General features: G+C 60.0%; 17 protein-coding genes and 1 riboswitch. Of the genes, 12 read left to right on the top strand and 5 right to left on the bottom strand.

The window, feature by feature from the left end; genetic code table 11:
- The first annotated feature begins 94 nt into the window (after positions 1-94).
- The 8 genes from ASD68_RS01325 (at position 95) to ASD68_RS01295 (ending at position 9,957) form a co-directional block, all read left to right on the top strand.
- The gene (locus ASD68_RS01325; protein WP_082545915.1) at positions 95-1,897 is read left to right on the top strand and encodes an ABC transporter ATP-binding protein; all 1,803 of its coding nucleotides are present in this window, start codon (positions 95-97) and stop codon (positions 1,895-1,897) included.
- Positions 1,898-2,020: 123 nt separating this feature from the next.
- Positions 2,021-2,827, top strand: coding sequence for an FkbM family methyltransferase (locus ASD68_RS16430; RefSeq protein WP_082545914.1), 807 nt, complete (start codon positions 2,021-2,023; stop codon positions 2,825-2,827).
- 938 nt (positions 2,828-3,765) lie between these two features.
- On the top strand, positions 3,766-4,767 hold the full coding sequence (locus ASD68_RS01315; protein ID WP_162247398.1) for a glycosyltransferase: 1,002 nt from the start codon (positions 3,766-3,768) through the stop codon (positions 4,765-4,767).
- A 68-nt stretch (positions 4,768-4,835) separates the two neighbouring features.
- Positions 4,836-5,534 carry a class I SAM-dependent methyltransferase gene (locus tag ASD68_RS01310; protein WP_162247397.1) on the top strand — a complete coding sequence of 233 codons (699 nt, stop codon included), beginning with the start codon at positions 4,836-4,838 and terminating at the stop codon, positions 5,532-5,534.
- An 11-nt stretch (positions 5,535-5,545) separates the two neighbouring features.
- Positions 5,546-6,562, top strand: coding sequence for a hypothetical protein (locus ASD68_RS16725; protein ID WP_156458302.1), 1,017 nt, complete (start codon positions 5,546-5,548; stop codon positions 6,560-6,562).
- Positions 6,563-6,669: 107 nt separating this feature from the next.
- A complete protein-coding gene (locus ASD68_RS01305) occupies positions 6,670-7,605 on the top strand; it encodes a glycosyltransferase (protein WP_162247396.1) in 936 nt (311 codons plus the stop codon).
- On the top strand, positions 7,602-8,738 hold the full coding sequence (gene glf / locus ASD68_RS01300) for a UDP-galactopyranose mutase (RefSeq protein ID WP_056602676.1): 1,137 nt from the start codon (positions 7,602-7,604) through the stop codon (positions 8,736-8,738). Before ASD68_RS01305 ends, glf begins: the two co-directional genes overlap by 4 nt.
- 88 nt (positions 8,739-8,826) lie before the next feature.
- A complete protein-coding gene (locus ASD68_RS01295; protein WP_056604976.1) occupies positions 8,827-9,957 on the top strand; it encodes a glycosyltransferase family 4 protein in 1,131 nt (376 codons plus the stop codon).
- Positions 9,958-9,968: 11 nt separating this feature from the next.
- Here ASD68_RS01295 and galE read toward each other — a convergent pair whose 3' ends face one another.
- The 5 genes from galE to ASD68_RS01270 all read right to left on the bottom strand — a co-directional run bounded on the left by galE (position 9,969) and on the right by ASD68_RS01270 (position 14,740).
- A complete protein-coding gene (galE, locus tag ASD68_RS01290) occupies positions 9,969-10,946 on the bottom strand; it encodes a UDP-glucose 4-epimerase GalE (RefSeq protein WP_056602671.1) in 978 nt (325 codons plus the stop codon).
- Positions 10,943-12,151 (bottom strand): glycosyltransferase, encoded by a 1,209-nt coding sequence (locus ASD68_RS01285; RefSeq protein WP_082545909.1) that lies wholly within the window; start codon positions 12,149-12,151, stop codon positions 10,943-10,945. The genes galE and ASD68_RS01285 overlap by 4 nt, the downstream gene beginning before the upstream one ends.
- 16 nt (positions 12,152-12,167) lie before the next feature.
- Positions 12,168-13,022 (bottom strand): glycosyltransferase family 2 protein, encoded by an 855-nt coding sequence (locus ASD68_RS01280; RefSeq protein ID WP_056602667.1) that lies wholly within the window; start codon positions 13,020-13,022, stop codon positions 12,168-12,170.
- Between the two features lie 183 nt (positions 13,023-13,205).
- Positions 13,206-13,775 carry a response regulator gene (locus ASD68_RS01275; protein WP_056602665.1) on the bottom strand — a complete coding sequence of 190 codons (570 nt, stop codon included), beginning with the start codon at positions 13,773-13,775 and terminating at the stop codon, positions 13,206-13,208.
- Positions 13,776-13,846: 71 nt separating this feature from the next.
- A complete protein-coding gene (locus tag ASD68_RS01270; protein WP_056604973.1) occupies positions 13,847-14,740 on the bottom strand; it encodes an AEC family transporter in 894 nt (297 codons plus the stop codon).
- A 128-nt stretch (positions 14,741-14,868) separates the two neighbouring features.
- Between ASD68_RS01270 and ASD68_RS01265 the strand changes: the two genes are divergently transcribed.
- The 4 genes from ASD68_RS01265 (at position 14,869) to ASD68_RS01250 (ending at position 19,865) form a co-directional block, all read left to right on the top strand.
- A complete protein-coding gene (locus ASD68_RS01265; RefSeq protein WP_056602663.1) occupies positions 14,869-15,999 on the top strand; it encodes a phosphotransferase in 1,131 nt (376 codons plus the stop codon).
- A gap of 245 nt (positions 16,000-16,244) precedes the next feature.
- Positions 16,245-16,341: riboswitch (TPP riboswitch) on the top strand.
- A gap of 63 nt (positions 16,342-16,404) precedes the next feature.
- Positions 16,405-18,573 (top strand): TonB-dependent siderophore receptor, encoded by a 2,169-nt coding sequence (locus ASD68_RS01260; RefSeq protein ID WP_056602661.1) that lies wholly within the window; start codon positions 16,405-16,407, stop codon positions 18,571-18,573.
- On the top strand, positions 18,573-19,142 hold the full coding sequence (gene pnuC / locus ASD68_RS01255; RefSeq protein ID WP_056602659.1) for a nicotinamide riboside transporter PnuC: 570 nt from the start codon (positions 18,573-18,575) through the stop codon (positions 19,140-19,142). Before ASD68_RS01260 ends, pnuC begins: the two co-directional genes overlap by 1 nt.
- Before the next feature lie 84 nt (positions 19,143-19,226).
- Positions 19,227-19,865, top strand: coding sequence for a DUF4124 domain-containing protein (locus ASD68_RS01250; RefSeq protein ID WP_200945309.1), 639 nt, complete (start codon positions 19,227-19,229; stop codon positions 19,863-19,865).
- Positions 19,866-19,977 lie beyond the last annotated feature (112 nt).

Genomic DNA, 19,977 nt, shown 5'->3' with positions numbered 1-19,977 from the left:
ATACGCCACCGGCATCCGACCAGCCATTGCGTGTAAACCCCAAAAGTCAGCGATCGCCAAACATTCCCACAGCGCGCCGTCCGACCACTTCTAAATGACTACTGACCTTAAAAAAATCTGGACCATATTCACCCCGTCTGAGCGGCGCAAGGCCGTTTGGATGCTGGCGTTGGCGGTACTGATGGCCATGGTGGAAACCCTTGGCGTGCTTTCCATCATGCCGTTCCTGTCGGTGATGGGCCGGCCCGCTGTCATCCACGAAAACGCATTCCTGAGCGCCGCCTACGAGAGGTTCAACTTTCACGACACGCGTGATTTCATCCTGGCGCTGGGGCTGGCCTCCATCGTATTGGTAATGGCGTCCTCGATATTCAAAACGGTAACCCAGCACATACTCAATCGTTTTGTTCACCTGCTGCGACACGCCATCAGCTCGCGCTTGCTGTCCCGCTATTTGCACCAGCCCTACGAGTTTTTTCTGTCCCGCAACCCATCTGCCCTCGCGAAAAATGTGCTGTCCGAAGTCGACCAGTTGATGTTCCAGTCGATCCAGCCGCTATCACAGTTGCTGGCGCAGGGCTGCGTGGTGCTGGCCATGACCATACTTATCTTCATCTACGACCCGCTGACCGCCATATGCATCATCGCGGTGCTGGGGCTGCTGTATGGGGTGATCTACGGCTTGGTACGCAGGCGCCTCGGCATCATCGGTCATGAACGCGCAGCCGCCAACGGGCAGCGCTATCAAGCGTGCAACGAAGCCCTGAGCGGCATCAAGGATGTCAAGATCACCCATTCCGCCGGCGCGTACCAGCAACAATTCGAACAAGCTTCCAGGCAGCTCTCACGCCACATGGCCACCAGCGACACCCTGAGCCAGTCGCCGCTGTACTTGGTCGAGGCCGCCGGCTACAGCATGCTGATCGTCATAGCGATGATCTTGTTGCTGCGCTCCAACGACATCGCACACGTACTGCCCGCGCTCGGCCTGTACGGCTTTGCCGCCTACCGGATGCTGCCCGCCGCACAGGTCATGTATCGCGGCTTTGCCAAACTCAAGTTTTCGTCGTCCGCCCTGGAGTCCATCCACCGCGATTTGATCCTGCCGGTAGCGCGGCCCCCTGTAGTCGACAGTCCTTTGGAGCCGCACAAGGAAATCCGTCTGCAAGGTATCCGCTACGCATATCCATCAGCGCCCGACAAAGCCGTACTCGCTGGTTTCGATCTCACCATTCCCGCACACACCAGCGTCGGCATCGTCGGCAAAAGCGGCGCCGGCAAAAGCACACTAATGGACTTGCTTCTGGGCCTTCTGCAACCCCAGGCAGGCACTATCAGCGTGGACGGCATCCCGATCACCGCAGATAACGTCACTGCATGGCAGCGCGCCATCGGCTACGTTCCGCAGCACATCTATCTCGCCGATACCAGCGTGGTCGAAAACATTGCTTTTGGCGTCGCGCGCGAAAGCATCGACACGAGGGCCATCGAGCGCGCCGCCCGCGCCGCGCAGATCCATGACTTTATCGTCAACGAATTGCCGGATGGCTATGACACCAAAATCGGGAATCGCGGCATCCGCCTATCTGGGGGGCAGCGACAGCGTGTTGGGATCGCCCGCGCGCTGTACCGCGATCCGATCGTGCTGTTTTTTGACGAAGCCACAAGCGCACTGGACGCACAGACCGAATCCGCCCTCAACGAAGCCATCTCACATTTGTCGGGCCAAAAGACCATCGTCGTCATCGCGCACAAAGAAGCCAGCTTGCGCAACTTCCATAGCATTGTCACGCTCACGCATAGCGCTCAAACCAACGCTACGAGCAACCATTCCCAAACCGCAGGTAAAGTGGACTCTCCAACGTCAGACGCTCAAGGAAGTGCGTTCAGCCCCTGAGGCTCTCCCTGAAGTGAGCCCGATCAAGCTTCTGGCCTCGACCTCACTTTTATAATAAGTCCGCCCCGTGCATTTGACTATTTGTAATTAAACATTCTCGTCGTTCCCCAAGGCGCATCAAACATGAAATCACTGTTGCGATCCCTAAAGCATATAGTTGAGAACGCATTGGGCATCCGGATCTATAAGGCTTTACCACGTGGGACCGACTTTATAGTTGACGTCAAGCGCATCGCAGGATTCGGTGATGCGGCGACACTTAATATATTCGATGTCGGCGCCAATATTGGACAATCCGCCATACCATTCGCCAAAGCATTTAAGAGATCGAATCTATATTGTTTTGAGCCAGGCGCTCAAGCTTATGCGGAACTCCATGAAAAGATCTCGACGTACAGAAATATCCAGGTATTCCAGACAGCAGTCGGATCGAAGAAAGGAACTGTAAAGCTGCAATTAGATCTCGTGTCGACGAGGAATCACATCGTATCCGCCATGGATACTAGTAAAATCGCCGAGGTGGTAAACATTACGACATTAGATGAATTTTGCGACGAATTCAGCATAGATTGCATTGACATACTAAAAATCGACACCGAAGGCCACGATTTTGAGGTTCTTAAGGGAGCAACGAAGTTATTTTCGGACGGCAAGGTCGGAATTATTTATGCGGAAGTTGGCCTACATCCAACAAACGATACCCACGTTGATCTCGCAATCGTAAAAAATCACATGGAGTCGTTCGGGTATTTTGTATACGGAATATACGAGCAGAAACATGAATGGAAGCTCCGACATCCATACTTGCGCCGCATCAATATCGCGTTCATTTCCCCCACTATCGCCGCGTATGATGCTTCCGATGATCACCTCAAAAGCAAACTGCAATCACGGCCACAGCAAGCGCACGCCCTCAAAACGGACGGTTAGTGAATGCGCATTTCGATACTGATAGCAACCTCCGGGAAGCGACCGGATCTTCTACGCAGAACACTGACGACCCTAGCGGAGAACGTACTCCCGAGTGAATACGCTTCGTGCGTCTTGGTGGAGAACGGACGGCGAAACAAAACTCAGATGCTATCACAGGAATTTAGCAGTCGTCTTCGAACTCAATATTTATTCGAACCAATTGCGAATAAAAGCGTCGCATTAAATTCGGCGCTCCAATTCTGCGACTCAGACATAATTCTGTTTCTCGACGACGACGTTAGGGTAAGCGGAGACTGGATCATGAGCTACTCAAGCGCCGCACAACACTTCGGCCCTGGGCACTTCTTCGGAGGTCCCGCTGAATGCGACTACGAGCGCCGACCGCTTAAGCTGGTACAGGACTATCTCCCACGCTCAGCTAGAGGATGGCAACTTCCCTACAATTCACCAACGCGCGTGGACGGCGAATGGTTTCTTGGATTCAACTGGGCAGCATTCCGGAACGACCTGATTTCTGCAGGTGGCTTCGACGATAGTTATGGGCCTGACGCCAAAAGCGGTGCGACCGGCCAAGAAACGATGATGCAGCACCACCTTCAAGCAACAGGTGGAGCCCCGATATATATCCCAAGAGCGACCGTTTGGCATTATGTACCTGCATCCCGTTGCTCTCCCGATTGGGTCATCGACAGACAGATGAGAGCGACCCGCGAGTGGATACTAAAGAATGCGCATGTCGGTTGTAATCAGGCTCATGTTGTTCGGTACTTAAGTATATGCGCGATGCGGTGTGTGCCTTTGTATCTTATGGGTAAAGTGCAGCGGTCAGAAATGAAATTGTTCAAGGCACGCGTGCATTTCGCACGTTTCATGGCGGCTGCCGACATTCTGCGGCAGCGTTGGTATCGAACCAAATCAAAGTCTAGGCGATGAAGATGGCTGGAACTACTCCCCTTCTTAGCATCATCATCCCGACTCACAGGCGCCCGCAATACCTGCCGCGCGCCATCGACAGCGCGTTGCAATCCGCGCCGAATCGTGACGTCGAGGTCATCGTCGTACCAAACGGGCCGGATGACTCCTGGAAAGCAGCGGCAAAATTTTTTCTGAGTGACCCCTGCGTGCAGTGGCACCCCATCCAAACCGCCCATGCATGCGCCGCCAGAAATCGCGGGCTTGTCTTGGCGAAGGGAAAATATATCCGCTTCCTGGATGACGATGACTATCTCCTCGACGGTTCGAAATTTCAAATAGAGGAAATGGAGACAGGAGGTTACGAGATCTGCTCCGGAAGAATAGTCAACGTCGACATGGATGGCACGCATTTAGGCGTCATCGCTTCGCCGGCAACGAACGACTTTGTCGTCGCGACGACGCTTGTGAGCGGGCTTCCGCTTCCGGTAGGAAACGTATTTCTCAGAAAATCAGTTGCGAATTTTCGGTGGAATGAAGGGGTCAAAAGAACTCAGGATAACGTATGGATGTACGCTCTGGCGAGTGGAAAAGAATGGGAATGGACACAATCCAAACAAATCGTCGGCGCATGGTTCCAGCACAACCAAGCTCGCATATCGACGACACTGATATCCAAAGACCTATATCCAGAGGCGGTTCCCGCTCTCGAGTCCCTATGGATCCATCTTAAAGAATCCGGCCGATTGACGGACGAGCGTGCAAAGGCCATTGCCGATGCCCTGTGGTGGCACATACACGCAAGATTTCAATATCAACCGATTTACTGGCACAAGATCGCCAAACTTGCGCAATTGATCGATGTCTCAGCGAGACCAAAGCACCTGATCTTCGAGGCCAGTTCGACTAACTGGATTCCTCCGATTCTTTTCGAATGGCTCCTTTACCCAACTCGATTGACCGCATCCTACTATAGGGATTACAAAAATAGACATTCGAAAGATAATTACGTCCGTAACATCTAAGTAATTGATGAATCGGCACAAACGACTAAGAACAATCACTACACTGCGACAACAAAATGGTCCCAAGCATGTTCAAACGAACCATAGCGAATCTCTCGGCCCGTCTGCTCCGCGCGGCCGCAGGCAGAGTTGGCACCGATCTAGAATTGACCAGGCTATTACAGGCCGCGTCATCTTCTGCATCACTGATCGACTTAGTGATGAGCGAGGCAAAGGCCTGTACCTCCCGGCTCGATGTAATGAAATTCGCATTCGATGCCACGACCGGTGAAGGGTTCGTTTGTGAGCTTGGCGTCTACAAGGGACAGTCCCTCAATGAGATAGCCAGATGGCATTCTCCTGCGAAAGTCTACGGCTTCGACACGTTCACGGGCCTGCCGGAATTCTGGCGGGAAGGATTTCCCGCCGGAGCTTTTGACGTTTCATCGGATAAGTTGGACTTCGAGAAGAATTGCACCTTATACAAAGGACTGTTTGGCGAGACCTTGCCGGTTTTTCTGCAAGACGTTTCAAAGATGGCCAAGCTGATACACGTGGACTGCGATCTCTATTCAAGCACCATATCCGCCCTTCGTATTCTCGCTCCGCGAATTAGCGTCGGAACGGTATTGGTGTTCGACGAATATTTTAACTATCCCGGCTGGCAAAATCACGAACACAAAGCGCTCATCGAGTTTCTAAGCGAAACCGGCTTCGACTGCAAGTATCTCGCGTACAACAAGAATAGCCAGCAAGTTGCGATAATCATCTCTGCAAAAGCACAGTAGCGGCTGCTAATATGATGATTCAAAAAGCACTCAATTCCGTGAAAAAACGGGGCGTCCGTAGAGCACTAAGTGCAGGGTTAGCCGATCTTGTTGTTTTTCTAGGAAAAATCCTTATCTGCTGGCGTGACCATCACAGCAAACATCGCTTCTCGAACAGGAGTTCAGGAAGAGTCAATCTCGTCGTTGTCCTAGCGGGATATAAGCCCTATCTTTGGCCCGTAACCTTGGCGCGAATGGCGAAATATGCACCCAACGACGCCGATTTCTGCGTGGTTTCTTCCGGAATGCACTCCACGGAGCTCGAAGAAATGTGCATTCGGCAACACTGGTCCTACTTGTCCGTCACCAGAAATTCCCCGGGCGTTGCGCTCAACAAGGTTATAGAACTGCATCCGCACGCCGACTATATTTTCAAGTTGGACGAGGACATCGTTGTCGGCAAGAATTTCTTTCCCTTACTGCGCCAAGGCTACGACCACGCTTGGAAAGACTCCTTGCTTGAGCCGGGTTTCTGCGCTCCTGTTCTCAACGTTAACGGCATCAGCTATCGAATATTTCTTCGAGAACTAGGCTTGGAAGCGATCTATCAGGAGGAGTTCGGTAGCCTAGTAACAAGATGCGGTGATCTTCCCGTACACAATGATCCAATTACAGCCAACTGGATTTGGGAAAAAACCCTACCGTTCGACAAAACAGCGGAGGTATTTTCTCAACACACGAATTGTTATTCGCTATGCGGAACCCGTTTCAGTATAGGCGCGATTCTTTTTCGTCGGAGTTTTATCGAGGAGGCTGGTTGGTTCAAATCAGCATGGCACTCCGGCGTACTCGGCGTCGACGAAGATATGATTTGTCGTGATTGCGTATCTTTTTCGCGACCGATGTACATCATTGAAAGCGTGCTAGCTGGACATTTTTCGTTCTATCCACAGGAAGCCTCAATGCGTACGAAGCTTCCGGAAATGTCCCGCTTGGATCCAGCCACTTTCCCGGCAGAGCATTACGCTTCTCATGAAACGCATGAATGACAACATTACTTGACACCCCGCCACCTATGCCTGATTTAACAAGGGGATCAAGTAATCGTAAAGCTGACAATAGAGATATTTCTAATTCTTAGAGTGGGTAATTCATAGTGTCCTATCCTCAAACCCGGCCGAAGTGTATTTGGGCGGTTGTCGTTACTTTCAATCGAAAGGAGCTTCTAAGGAGTTGCGTCGAAAGCTTGCTCGCGCAGTCCCGGAAACCCGATCGTATTTTGATTGTGGACAACGCATCGACAGACGGCACGCTTGACATGTTGATCACCAGTGGGCTGCTTGAGCATGAAGTGGAGCATTTGCCGCTTAGTGAAAACGGTGGTGGCGCTGGCGGATTCTCTGCGGGATTGCAACACTCAATACGTAAGGGTGCCCATTGGATATGGATGATGGATGATGACGCCTCCCCGTACCCCACGGCACTTGAAGAACTGATGGAGATCGCTGTCGACACAACGAACGTCTATGGTTCACTCGCTGTCAACGGCGAAGATACGTCTTGGACTACGACGTTACTCGGCGAAAATCCACGGATAGTGGACAAGCTGACCAACGTACCAGAGCAGTCGCGAGTGCAGTCACTTCCCTTCCTCGGCTTCCTCATTCATCGTGACCTCGTAAACAAGATCGGACTTCCCGACGCGGGCTACTTCATTGCGGCCGACGATATCGAATATTGCATGCGTGCGGAGCGCGCCGGCGCCGAGATCATCATCGCAGGCAAGAGCCGCATCGAGCATCCGAAATCGGAGCGCTACATTGCACGAGTACCTGGGCGAAAACTGATTTGCCTCAAGCTGCCTCCATGGAAGCGCTACTACGACACTCGCAATCGATTGTTGATCGCCCGCAAATACTACGGGATCAAGCTGGTAACCCAAACCATTCCCGGCTCTTTCATGCGGCTGTGGGCGGCGCTGGTTCATGAGCCACGCAAGTTGTCGCAGTTGTGGGCCTTTACTGCGGGCTTTGTGGACGGATTGCTCGGATTGAAGGGAAAGCGGCACAACAAATGGGGAATCGGCCAATGATTGGTTCCGTTCCAAAAAATCTGCAACAACCTCCAAATATCAATATCCTCATCGTCGGCGCCGGCTACGCCGGAAGCGTCATGGCGCGCGAACTGGCTGATGCCGGGCACCGTGTCCTCATCATCGACAAGCGCCCGCATATCGCCGGCAATGCCTACGACGAGCTGGACGAACACGGCGTGCTGGTGCATCGCTACGGGCCGCACATTTTCCACACCAATGGCGAACGCATCTTCGAGTATCTGTCGCGCTTCACCGAGTGGCGGCCGTACGAGCATCGTGTGCGCGGCGTGGTGGATGGGGTTTCGTACCCTTTCCCGATCAATCGCGACACGTTGAACCAGTTGTATGGGCTGGACCTTGATGAAGCTGGGGCGGCGGCGTTCTTCGAGCGCGTGCGTGAACCGCGCGAGCCGGTGGCAACGAGTGAGGATGTGGTGCTCAACGCCGTTGGCCGTGACTTGTACGAGAAGTTTTTTCTCAACTACACCCGCAAGCAATGGGGACTGGACCCGTCGCAACTGAAGGCTGGCGTGGCGGCGCGCATCCCCGTGCGCACGAATACGGACGACCGTTATTTCACCGATACATTCCAGGCGATGCCGTTGCACGGTTACACGAAAATGTTCGAGGCCATGCTGGATCATCCCAACATCACCGTTGAGCTGAGCGTGGACTTCGCCGACGTACGGGCCCGCAACCATCACGGCCACATCGTCTACACCGGCCCGATCGATGCCTACTTCGACTATCGCCACGGCCGCCTGCCCTACCGTTCACTACGTTTCGAGCACGAACATCTGCCAGCTACCAACCAGTACCAGGACGTGGGTACGGTGAATTACCCGAACGATCATGCTTACACGCGGATCACCGAGTTCAAGCACCTGACCGGACAGCAGCATGCCGGCACGTCCATCGTGCGCGAGTATCCGCAGGACGAAGGCGACCCGTACTATCCGGTGCCGCGCGCCGAGAATGAGGCGCTGTTCAAGCGCTACGAGGAGCTGGCGAAGCAGGAGACCGACGTGACTTTTGTCGGACGACTTGCGCAATACCGTTACTACAACATGGATCAGGTGGTAGGCGCGGCGCTGGCGGCAGCGAAGAATTTTCTGTCACGCGAGGCCTGAGGGTACACACCGTAATGCAGATGCAGGCGCCGTTCCGTTGCCCAACCCTTTCCAGACTCGCGCTATCCGTGCGGCGGGAAGCTTGAGCGTGCGCATAGCCTTTCTGTGCAAGCGGAAGTACATGGGCAAGGATGTCATTGCTGACCGCTACGCGCGGCTGTACGAGATCCCTTTTCAACTGGCTCGACTGGGCCACGACGTGCGCGGGTTCTGCCTCAGCTACCAGGGCCACGACGAGGGGCAGTGGGAGCATGATGCAACGCCGGGCAAGCTGACCTGGGAGTCGCGCTCGTTGGGGCGCCTGTATGTACCCGGGCTGGTCGGCTACCCGCACCACCTGCTGAAGCGCTTGCGCGACTACGCGCCTGACTTGTTGATCGGCGCATCCGACATTCCGCACGTCGCCCTTGCGCGATGGCTGTCGCTGCGTCTGAACGTGCCCTACGCCGTGGACCTTTACGACAATTTCGAAGGTTTTGGGCAGGCGCGCATACCCGGCATGGTGCCTGCGCTACGGCGTGCCGTGCGTGGCGCGGCGTTGGTGACCACCACCAGCGAACCACTGCGCGAACTGGTCGTTGAAGGCTACGGCGCGCAGGGCGAGATCATCGCCATGCCGAGTACGGTGGATCGATCCGTGTTCCGCCCGAAGGACCGATTGGCCTCCCGTCAGTCGCTGGGGTTGCCGACAGATACACGATTGATCGGCACTGCCGGTGGCCTCTATCGCGACAAAGGCATCGGCACGCTCTATGAAGCGTGGAAGACTGTTGCGCAGCAGCGTGACGACGTTCACCTTGTGTTGGCTGGCCCGGTAGATCCGGGGTTTCCACCGCCAACCGGGCAACGCGTTCACCACCTGGGCATGCTTCCCCACGCCCGCACGGCGGAGTTGTTCAGCGCACTCGATGTGGGAGCGATCTGCATTCGCGACACGGCGTTTGGGCGCTATTGTTTTCCGCAGAAGGCATACGAAATGCTGGCCTGTCGGCTGCCCGTTGCCGCCGCGGACGTTGGGGCGATGTCACACCTGCTCGCGGGCATGCGTTCGTGCCTATACCACGCGGACGATGCCGCTGACCTCGCTCGTGCGCTGCTGCTCCAACTCGACCGGCCAGCAGTCGCTGACGTGCCCATAGACGACTGGGCCCAACTGATCGGCAGACTCGAACCACACCTGCTTGCGCTGGGCGCGCGCGCGCGCGATCGCCCGCGCTAAAAGGCCAGCAATCAATAACGTGGCGTCCGATGCCACCGCCATGCGGTTTCAATGATGGCCGGCATGGCGTCAAACGATGGCTGCCAACCCAACACCTCGGCGGCGCGCGAACTGTTGGCCACCAGCGTTGGCGGATCACCTGCGCGGCGTGGCTCAACGGCGAAGGGTATTGACCTGCCGGTAACCTGGCACGCGGCGTCGATGACCTCCATCACGGAGTAGCCATGGCCGCTGCCGAGGTTGAAGTGATGCGCGCCATCGTGGGCGTCGAGGTAGCGCATGGCCAACAGATGGGCCGATGCAAGATCGTCAACATGCACGTAGTCGCGCACGCACGTGCCATCCCGTGTTCCGTAGTCGTTGCCGAATATCCGCAAGCCATCGCCTTCGCCCAGAGCATTACGCAGCACGTTGGGGATGAGATGGGTTTCTGGCGTGTGTGATTCGCCGATCTCGCCATCGGGGTCTGCGCCGGCCGCATTGAAATAGCGCAAGGCCACGGAGCGCAGCCCATAGGCCTGCGCGGCATCCGCCAGCATGCGCTCGACCATCAGCTTACTGGCACCATAAGGGTTGATCGGCAAGGTCGGGTGCGATTCGTCGAGGTAATCCGCCACCGGCAATCCGTAGACGGCGGCGGTGGATGAAAACACCAGTCGATCGACACCTGCGAGGCGCATGGCCTCCAGCAGGTTCAACGTACCCGTGACATTGTTTTCGTAGTACGCGTACGGTCTGCGCACCGACTCGCCCACTTGCGACAAGGCGCAAAAGTGCATGACCGCATCGAAGCGATGGGCCGCGAACAACTGGGCGAGCGCCACCTTGTCGAGCAGGTCACCCTCGACCAGGTCGCCCCAACGTACCGCCGCGCGATGTCCGGTGGAAAGGTTGTCGAATACCGTCACCCTGCAGTTCGCGCGCGCCAGGGCCTTCGCCATGTGCGCACCGATGTAACCGGCACCACCGCAAACCAGTACATGCGTCATGTGCGCGGACCTTTCGACGGTGTGTCGAGCGCGCAACGGGCAATCAAACCGGCATAGCCATCGGCAATGACGTCCCAATCCACGCGGCTGACAGCGGCATCGCGGATGCGCTTCGCGTGCTCGGTCGCCTGCTCCGGATCGTCCAGCGTTGCCAGGATGGCCGCGGCCAGGGCCTCTGCATTCTTTGCGTCGACGCAGACTTCGGCAGCCGCGCTACCAAGAAGGTCGTGAACACCGGCCACCTCGCCCACGACAACCGGACAGCCGCAACCAATCGCCTCCATCAGCACCACCGGCAGGCCCTCCTGGTTACCGGATTCGTCACGAATGAACGGGGCGACGAAAACGCTGGCGCGACGATAAAGCTGCGGCAGCGATGCCTGCGGCATGGCGCCCAGAAAACTCACGCTGCTCTCGATACCAAGCCGCGAGGCCTGGGCTCGCAACGACGCCTCTTCCGGGCCGAAGCCCGCGATGTTCAATCGGACAGATGGCCGTCGGGCAAGCACCCGGGACATCGCGTCAAGCAAATACGGCAGCCCCTTCTTCGGCACCAGCCTGCCCACGAAAAGCAGCTCGTCGGTTGCGCGCTTCTCCCCCGCGCCAGGGACGAAGCGTTCGCGCAGATCTACCCCCATGGGCAACACAACCAACTCTGGCGATTGAATACCGATGGCCGTCGCCTCGTCGCGCATCGCACCGCTGACGACCGTCATGGCCGAGGACGCCGCCGCCACGCGCCGCTTCAACGCATTTAGCACGCGCCCGCGCAAACCGAACAAATCCCCGCCATGCGACGTCACCAGGTAAGGAATGGCGAAACGATGCTTCAGGCCAAGCGCAACCAGCCCTTGCGGGATCAGCCAGTGCGCGTGAATGACGTCAACGCGTCCCTCCTTGAGCAGCCGCCTCGCCGCCACGTACTGGCCCAGCACGAACCCCGGTATCAACAACCATTTCCACGCATGGCGCTGCAGGTTCGTGGCGATGCCACCGTTGTTGACCAATGTCTGCAGGCGACGGGGAGCATAGCGATAGCGGATGACTTCCACCCCATCGAGCATGCCATTGGAATCCGCACCCGGCGCATCAGGTACCAGCGCAATGACATCCATGCCGGCCGCCAGACGGCGGCACAACTCATGGACGAAACCCGGTTCAACGTCATTGGCCCACCGCGGATAGGTGGAAGCCAGTACCAGCACGACGGGCCTGCTCGGCTCAGACATCACGCCGATACGTCAACGCCGTGATTTGCTCGGAGATCAACCCGATCAGAAACACGATCACCGCCGCGCTCCACATCAACGTGCTCATGTTGGTCAGTCGCCCGTACATGAAAAAGGTGCGTGCGTAGTTGGCCAGGCCCAGCAGGAAAAACACGCCGCTGGCCGGCACGAACAGCTTCAGCGGTGAGTACAGCGTGGCGATCTTGAAGATGATGAGCAGGAAGCGCACGCCGTCGTGCAGCGGGCGGATGTGGCTTTTGCCCACGCGCTGGGCGGCGGTGATCGGTACGTAGGTGACCGGGTAGGCGCTGCGGAAAAACGCCATGGTGCTGGTGGTGGGGTAGCTGAAGCCGTTGGGCAGCAGGTGGATGAACTCGCGGAATTTCTCGGCGCGCACGGCGCGGAAGCCGGAGGTGAGGTCGGCCACGTGGTGGCCGGTCATGCGGCTGGCGAGCCAGTTGTACAAGGTGTTGGCGACGCCGCGGCCGACGCCGGCCTGGCTGCTCCAGTCGCGCGCACCGACCACCATGTCGTAGCCCTGCTCCAGTTTTTCCAGCAGGCGTGCCACGTCGGCGGGGGCGTGCTGGCCGTCGCCATCCATGAACACCAGGATGTCGCCGGTGGCCATGCGTGCGCCGCGCTTGATGGCCGCGCCGTTGCCCATGGAATAAGGGGAGGAAAGGCACTGCACGCCGGCGTTGGCACAGACATCGCGCGTGTTGTCGGTGCTGCCGTCGTCGACCACGATGATCTCGGCATCGGGATGCATGGCGCGCAAGCGCGGCAACAACTCGGCCAGCGCGGGTGCCTCGTTCTTGGCTGGCAGGACGATGCTGAGGCGGTTCAAACGGCTACTCCCCCGGTGTGAGCGGGAATCATAGCGTGAAGGTGGGGAGGTTGTTTGCGGACCAGCTCTTGTGGGAGCGACTTGTAGGAGCGACTTCAGTCGCGATGCTTTTGAGTTTTGCCGGGCGACAGTCAAAAGCGTCGCGGCTGAAGCCGCTCCTACAGGGCTGCTGCAAATTAGGGCCTAGCGGAACAGGTCGTGCGGATCGGGCATGGCGATATCGGGAATCGCGTCGTGCTCGAGTTCCGTATCCGTGTGGGCGGGCGTCTCGTCGTGGCTACGTTCGCGGATCACCAGCCGGCCGGTCTTGGTGAGGTGCTGGATGCGGGCGAAAACCTCGCTGCGGCCGAACGGCTTTTTCATGAAGTCGTCAGCGCCGAAACGCTGCACGTAGAACTGTTCGGTAGCCTGCAGGTTGCCGCTGATCATCACGATGGGAATGGTCTGCGTGGCCGGGTCGCGGCGCAGCGCGCGCAACACCGCAAAACCGTTCATGCCGGGCAGCACGATATCCAGGAAGATCAGATCGGGTTGCTCGGTCTGGGCCATTTCGAGGGCGGTCTCGCCATCGGGAGCCTTGAACACCACGTGGCCTTCCTGACTGAGCATCTTGCCCAGCACGGCGCGGATGGTGGATGAATCGTCCACGACCAATACGCGCGCGCCACGGGGCAAGTCGGCACGGGGCACCGCGCGGCGATCGGCGGGGGCACCTCTTCCCAGCAATCGCTTGATCCGCTCAAAACCCGCCATAGCAAACCTGCCTCCTTTTGGATAGTGCGTTTAGTCTCGGTGCATAAGTGTCCGCACGCAAGGCAAATGAATCACGTCGCCAACCAGAGGTTGGCCAATGGCACGGTCAACAGCGAAATCAGGATGCCCACACCGAGCACGGTGTTGGCCAGTTCGGGGTCAAGGCCGTATTCGTCGGCGAGGATAGCCGCCGACACCATCGGCGCCATCGCCGCCTGCAATACGCCCACGGCCAGCACCAGTCCGCCGATACCCGTGGCAACGCCCAATGCCAGGCAAAGCAGCGGCGCCAGCAGGAGTTTCCAGCCCAGCCCCATGCTGGCTGCAAGCCATTGCCCCTGCCCGCCACGCAGCTTGAACTGCATGCCCACGGAAAAAAGTGCCAGCGGTGTCATGGTGGCGCCGATCGGCGAAAACACGCCATCGAGCAGCGGCGGCCAGCCGCCGCACTGGCCGGCGATCGCGCCCAGCACCAACGCAATGAACGGGGGAAACAGGACCACCCGCCGTGCGATCAGCCGCGGGCTGGCGACGGCGCCGGCATAGAGGGAAGCCACCACGATGCCCGCCGACGCCAGGATCATGAAGGTGCCCAGCTGGTCCGCGACGATCGCCAGCGCCAGGCCTTCCTTGCCGCGCAGCGCCTGCAGCAACGGATAACCCATGAATCCGGTGTTGCCCAGGCCGCAGACCAGAATCAACGCACCGATACGCTGGCGCGACCACCCCAACCTGGCCCCCAGCACGCCAAACAACAGCCACGCGCCGCCAAACGTCAGCCACATCGCGGCCACCAGGAACCACAGCTGCGGATCGAACGTGACGCGCGGAATCAACTCCAGCACCAGCGCAGGCAGCGCCACGTTGAGCACCCACCAGTTGAGCGACGCAACCATCCCGGCCGGCGGGCGCGCGTAACGCGCCACCAGCGCACCAAGCACCAGGCACACGAACAACATCAACATCGCACTCATCAACGGGGGCACATGGACGAAACAGCCGTCCATTAGACGCGATGCGGACGCGGCACGAAAGCGCGCCGTTGCGGCTTTCGGCCATAATCCTGCGCTTTCGTCCTGTCAAAACCGGATTGATGAACGATTCCTCCCACCGTGCACATGGCCTGGCCGGCGACAGCACGCCGCCGGATTGGCCGACGCTGACGACGGCCGAGGTCGAAACGCTGCTGGCCGGTTATCCGCAGGTCGGCCGGTTCGATGCCATCCGCTGGCACAGCCCGCGCCCGCTGTCGGCCGCCTGCCTGGTGGAAACCGCCCGCGGCAGTGTGTTCGTGAAGCGGCACCACCACCGCGTGCGTTCGGTCGCTACCTTGAGCGAGGAGCATCGCTTCATCGCCCACCTGCGTCACGCTGGCCTGCCGATTCCCGCGGTGTTGCACGATGCGCAGGCACGCACTGCCGTGGCCATCGGCGATTGGGTGTACGAGGTGCATGAGCGCGCCAAGGGCATCGACCTCTATCGCGAGGCGATCTCGTGGGAACCGCTGCCCGTCAGCAATCACGCGCTGGTGGCCGGGCGCACGCTGGCCATGCTGCACAACGCCGCCGAAGGCTGCGCCGCGCCCCAGCGCGATACGCACATCCTGGTCGCGCGCAGCGAGCTGATCCTTGCGGCTGATCCCATCGCAGCGTTGCAGACGCAATTGCCGGCACGGCCGGGTCTGGCCAGCTATTTTGCCGAGCGCAATTGGACGTCCGAACTGAGCGAACTGCTGGCGCCATGGCATGCCGCCGCGCAGCCGTTGCTGGCACGCCAGCCGCGGCTGTGGACGCACGGCGACTGGCACGTTTCCAACCTGTGCTGGAGTGACAGCAGCGCTGGCGCGCACATCACCGACGTGCTGGATTTCGGCCTTGCGGCGGCCAACTTCGCGCTGTTCGATATCGCCACCGCCATCGAGCGCAATGCGATCGCGTGGCTGGCTTTGGACGGCCATGCCGCACATGCGGACATCGCCTGCGCGCTGATCGAAGGCTATCGACAGGTGCGCCCGCTGGATGATGCGGACGTCGATCTGCTGGCCAATCTTCTGCCGCTGGTGCATGTGGATTTTGCGTTGTCCGAAGTGGAGTACTTCCACGCCATCACGCAATCGCGCGCCAATGCCGACGTGGCGTACGACACGTTTTTGCGCGGGCACGCGGCGTGGTTCGGTACCCGCGAGGGTCAATCGCTGCTGCAGGCGGTCCGCAACTGCGCATAGCACCACCCCTGTGGGAGCGGCTTCAGCCGCGATGCTTTGGCTCCGATCCCACAAGAGCATCGCGACTGAAGTCGCTCCCACCAACCGCCCGCGACGGCTATCGACACCAACCTTCAAGAGCGCCCCCTGTAGGAGCGACTTCAGTCGCGACGTCTTTGGCTTCGCCCCGACAAGAGCGTCGCGACTGAAGTCGCTCCTACAAAGGGAATGCAGCGGTCGCTAGCCATTCCGTGCTTAAATACGCATTCTTGAAGCGGGGGTGCCTGGCGTTTGCCGGGCTGAGAGAGTCCCTTGGAACCTGATCCGGTTTGCACCGGCGTAGGGAGCTTGATACGGATCGATGCATCTTTCGTGGATGGGTCGATTCGCCGTCGCTTCGTGTGTCCACCGAATTCGACGACGACGATGACTCTTTCCCGCACTCCCCTCTTGCTTGCCCTGCTGGCCTCCCTTGGCGTGGCGCACGCCGCCGATATCCAGAACACGCAACCGCGCACCACCGATCTGTCGACCATCGACGTGAAGGCCATGGCCGACCGCGATGCCACGCCGGGCACCGGCCTGGACAGCTACGGCAACGCATCGCTGCACGACACGCCCGCCTCCGTCACCGTCGTCAGCCGCCAGCAGATCGACGACCGCCAGATCCGCACGCTGAGCGAATTGGCCCGCGAGGATGCCTCGCTGGGCGACAACTACGCGCCGGTTGGGTACTACCAGGACATCGCCATCCGCGGTTATCCGCTGGATCTGGCCACCGGTTTGCGCCTCAACAACCTCACCATCGCCGGCGAGCAGCCGATGGCGATGGAAGACAAGCAGCAGGTACAGATCCTGAAAGGCCTGGCCGGGTTGGAGGCGGGCGTGATGGAACCGGGCGGTGTGGTGAACTACGTCAGCAAGCGGCCGGACAATGTCCGCAGCGCCACGCTGGGCGTCGACTCGCATGGCTCGCGCTACGGCGCGCTGGACGTGGGCGGCTGGCTGACGCCGGCCTTTGGCGTGCGCCTCAACGCCGCTTATGAAGACACCCATTCTTACGTGCAGCATGCCGACGGCCGGCGCAATTTCTACGCGGCGGCCATCGACTGGAACATCTCGCCCAAGGCCACGCTGCAACTGGATGGCAACTACCAGACCAGCGCGCAGCGTTCCGTGTCCGGTTATCAACTGCTGGGCGGCAGCACCATCCCCGCCCACGCCAGCACCACCCGCATGCTGGGTTTCCAGCCATGGCAGAAGCCGGTGGACATCCACGCCGCCAACAGCAGCGCGCGCTTCGCCTATGCATTCAATGAGGACTGGCGCCTGCGCCTTTCCGCCGGCCACAGCCGCAGCCTGATCGACGACAACGTGGCGTTTGCCTATGGCTGCTTCTATGCGGCCGATTGCGCCAGCGGCGCCACCCCGGGCAATTATTTCGCGCCGAACGGCGACTACGACGTCTACGACTACCGCAGCCCCGACGACACGCGCGTGGACAACGAGGCGCGTGCGGTGCTGGAGGGCCGCTTCGATACCGGTGCGCTGAGCCACCAGATCAGCGTGGGCACCAGCGCGTTCCAGCGCACCATCGACCGCCGCCAGGATGTGTACGACTACGTGGGCACCGCCAACATCGCCGATGTGGATCCGCCGGTGTTCGCGCCCTCGCCCAACCAGCCCGGCGCCTCGGCACGGCGGCTGACCAGCTGGCAGCATTCGCTGTTCGCGCTGGACCGCATCCATCTGGGCGAGCACTGGCAGGTGATTGCCGGCGACCGCTTCGTGCGCCTGCACGACCGCGCCTATGACAGCGACGGCGTGCCCGAACGCAACACCCGCCTCAGCAAGGCGCTGCCGCAGGCGGCCGTGCTGTGGCAGCCGACCGATCCGCTGACCGCGTACCTCAGCTACAGCGAGGGCCTTTCGCTGGGACAGGAAGCGCCGTACTGGACCAGCAACGACGGCAGCACACTGGCGCCACGGCTGTCGCGGCAGGTCGAGGCCGGGGTGAAATACCAGGTGAGCGAGGCGCTGAACCTCACCAGCGCGGTCTACCGCATCCGCCAGCCGTATCAGTTTGCACAGCCGGACGACACCGATGCGGGCTTCACCTTCGTGCAGCAGGGCGAAGAGGTGCACACCGGGCTGGAACTGGGCGCCAACGGCAAACTCGGCAGCAACCTCAACCTCACCGCCAGCGCCAGCTTCATCCGCGCCCGTGCCGAAAACACCGGCGCCGCCGCGTACGAAGGCCACCAGGTGGTGAACGTGCCGCGCCTGCGCACGGCCATCCATGCCGATTACCGTCTGCCGTTCGCGCCCGCGTTGAGCGTGCTGGGCGGCTGGCGCTACGCGTCATCCAACATCGCCACGCCGGACGGCCGCGAGCGCGTGCCTGCCTATCACGTATTCGACCTCGGCCTGCGTTACACCACGCAATGGCGCAGCCATCCGCTGGTCGCGCGGCTGGGCATGGACAACGTGTTCAACCGGTTCTACTGGCGTGATACCGGCAGTTCCGGTGGCGACAGCTACCTGTTCCCCGGCGCGCCACGGTTGACCCGGCTGTCGGTGACGGTCGGCTTCTGATGAGCTGGGTCGAGCTCATCGGGGCCTTGGTCAGCGCCCTCGCCGTGTGGCTCACGGCGCGGCGGCGACCCTGGTGCTGGCCGATCGGGCTGGTGTCGGTGCTGATCTACGCGTGGATCTTCATCGACGCGAAGCTGTACTCCGACGCCCTGCTACAAGGCGCATTCGCCGTGATGATCGTCTACGGCTGGGTGCGCTGGATGCAGCACCTGGACGACCAGGGCCGGGTGCAACTGGCGCCGCTGCCATTCCGGCATGCGCTGCAACACGTCAGCGTCGGCGCGCTGGGCGCGCTGGCGCTGGGCTTCGCCATGCACCGCTGGACGGATGCCGCGCTGCCTTGGCTCGACGCGGCGCTGACCGCTTTCAGCCTGGTGGCGCAATGGTGGCAGGGCCGCCGGCACATCGCCGCGTGGTGGCTGTGGATCACCGTTGATGTGTTGTACGTGGGCGAGTACGTCTACAAGTCGCTGTTGATCACCGCGGTGCTGTACGTGGCCTTCATCGTGCTGGCGGTGATCGGCCTGCGCGCGTGGCGCCGCTCGGCGGGCGAGGCGGTGGCGGCCTAGGCTCCGGGCGCCATCGCGGCCGGATTGCATCGGTTCAGGCTGGCAACTATTTCCTGACGCGTTTCGGTGCAGAATGCCGAAGCCATGAACACATCAACCCTTGCCCGGTTATCGCCTTGTCTGGCACTGCTGCTTTCGGTAGCGGCGGGGCCAGTGGTGGCGCAGAACATCTACAAATGCAGCCATGGCGGCCAGGTCGAATACACCGACAAGCCCTGCCCCGGCAGCGGCGAGTTGGTGCATCGCGCGGACGACACCGAAATCATCGACCGCTACTTGCGACTGGGCCAACTCGACGCGGCGAAAAACTATGCCGACGCGCGCCAGCTGCAGGCGCTCTACCAGCAGCGCCTGGAGGCCCATGTGCAGGCGGAAAACGAACGCGCGCAGCGCCAGGCAGAGGAGGCCGCTGCCGCTGCGCAACAGCGCGAACAACAGGCGCAGCAACAAGCACTGGCCGACGCGGAGGCCAACCGCCAGCACCTGCTGATCGAGAACGAAACGCTGCGCCAGCAGAACGCCCAGTACCAGGATGAACTGACCCAGCCGCCCGGCATCTACGCCTCTCCGTATTGGGGCGCCTCACCGCGCTGGCCGCGCCGCCATGACGGGCACCGTGATCGCGACCACGATCGCGACGATGACGGGCCTCGCCCTATTGGGCCGAGGCCGCCGGCGTTCCATCCCTGCGAAACCCTGGCCGGCGGCCGCCTGCGCTGCTGAGCGTCACCCGCCTTTCTGTAGGAGCGGCTTCAGCCGCGATGCTCTTCGGTGGAGATCCAGAGCAAAAGCATCGCGGCTGAAGCCGCTCCCACAGGGGTTGCTCCCACCATGG

This window comes from Rhodanobacter sp. Root627 (assembly GCF_001427835.1).
Classification (GTDB): Bacteria; Pseudomonadota; Gammaproteobacteria; order Xanthomonadales; family Rhodanobacteraceae; genus Rhodanobacter; species Rhodanobacter ginsenosidimutans.
Note: the sequence above shows the minus strand (reverse complement) of the source record. Positions and strands in the feature narration are given on the sequence as shown.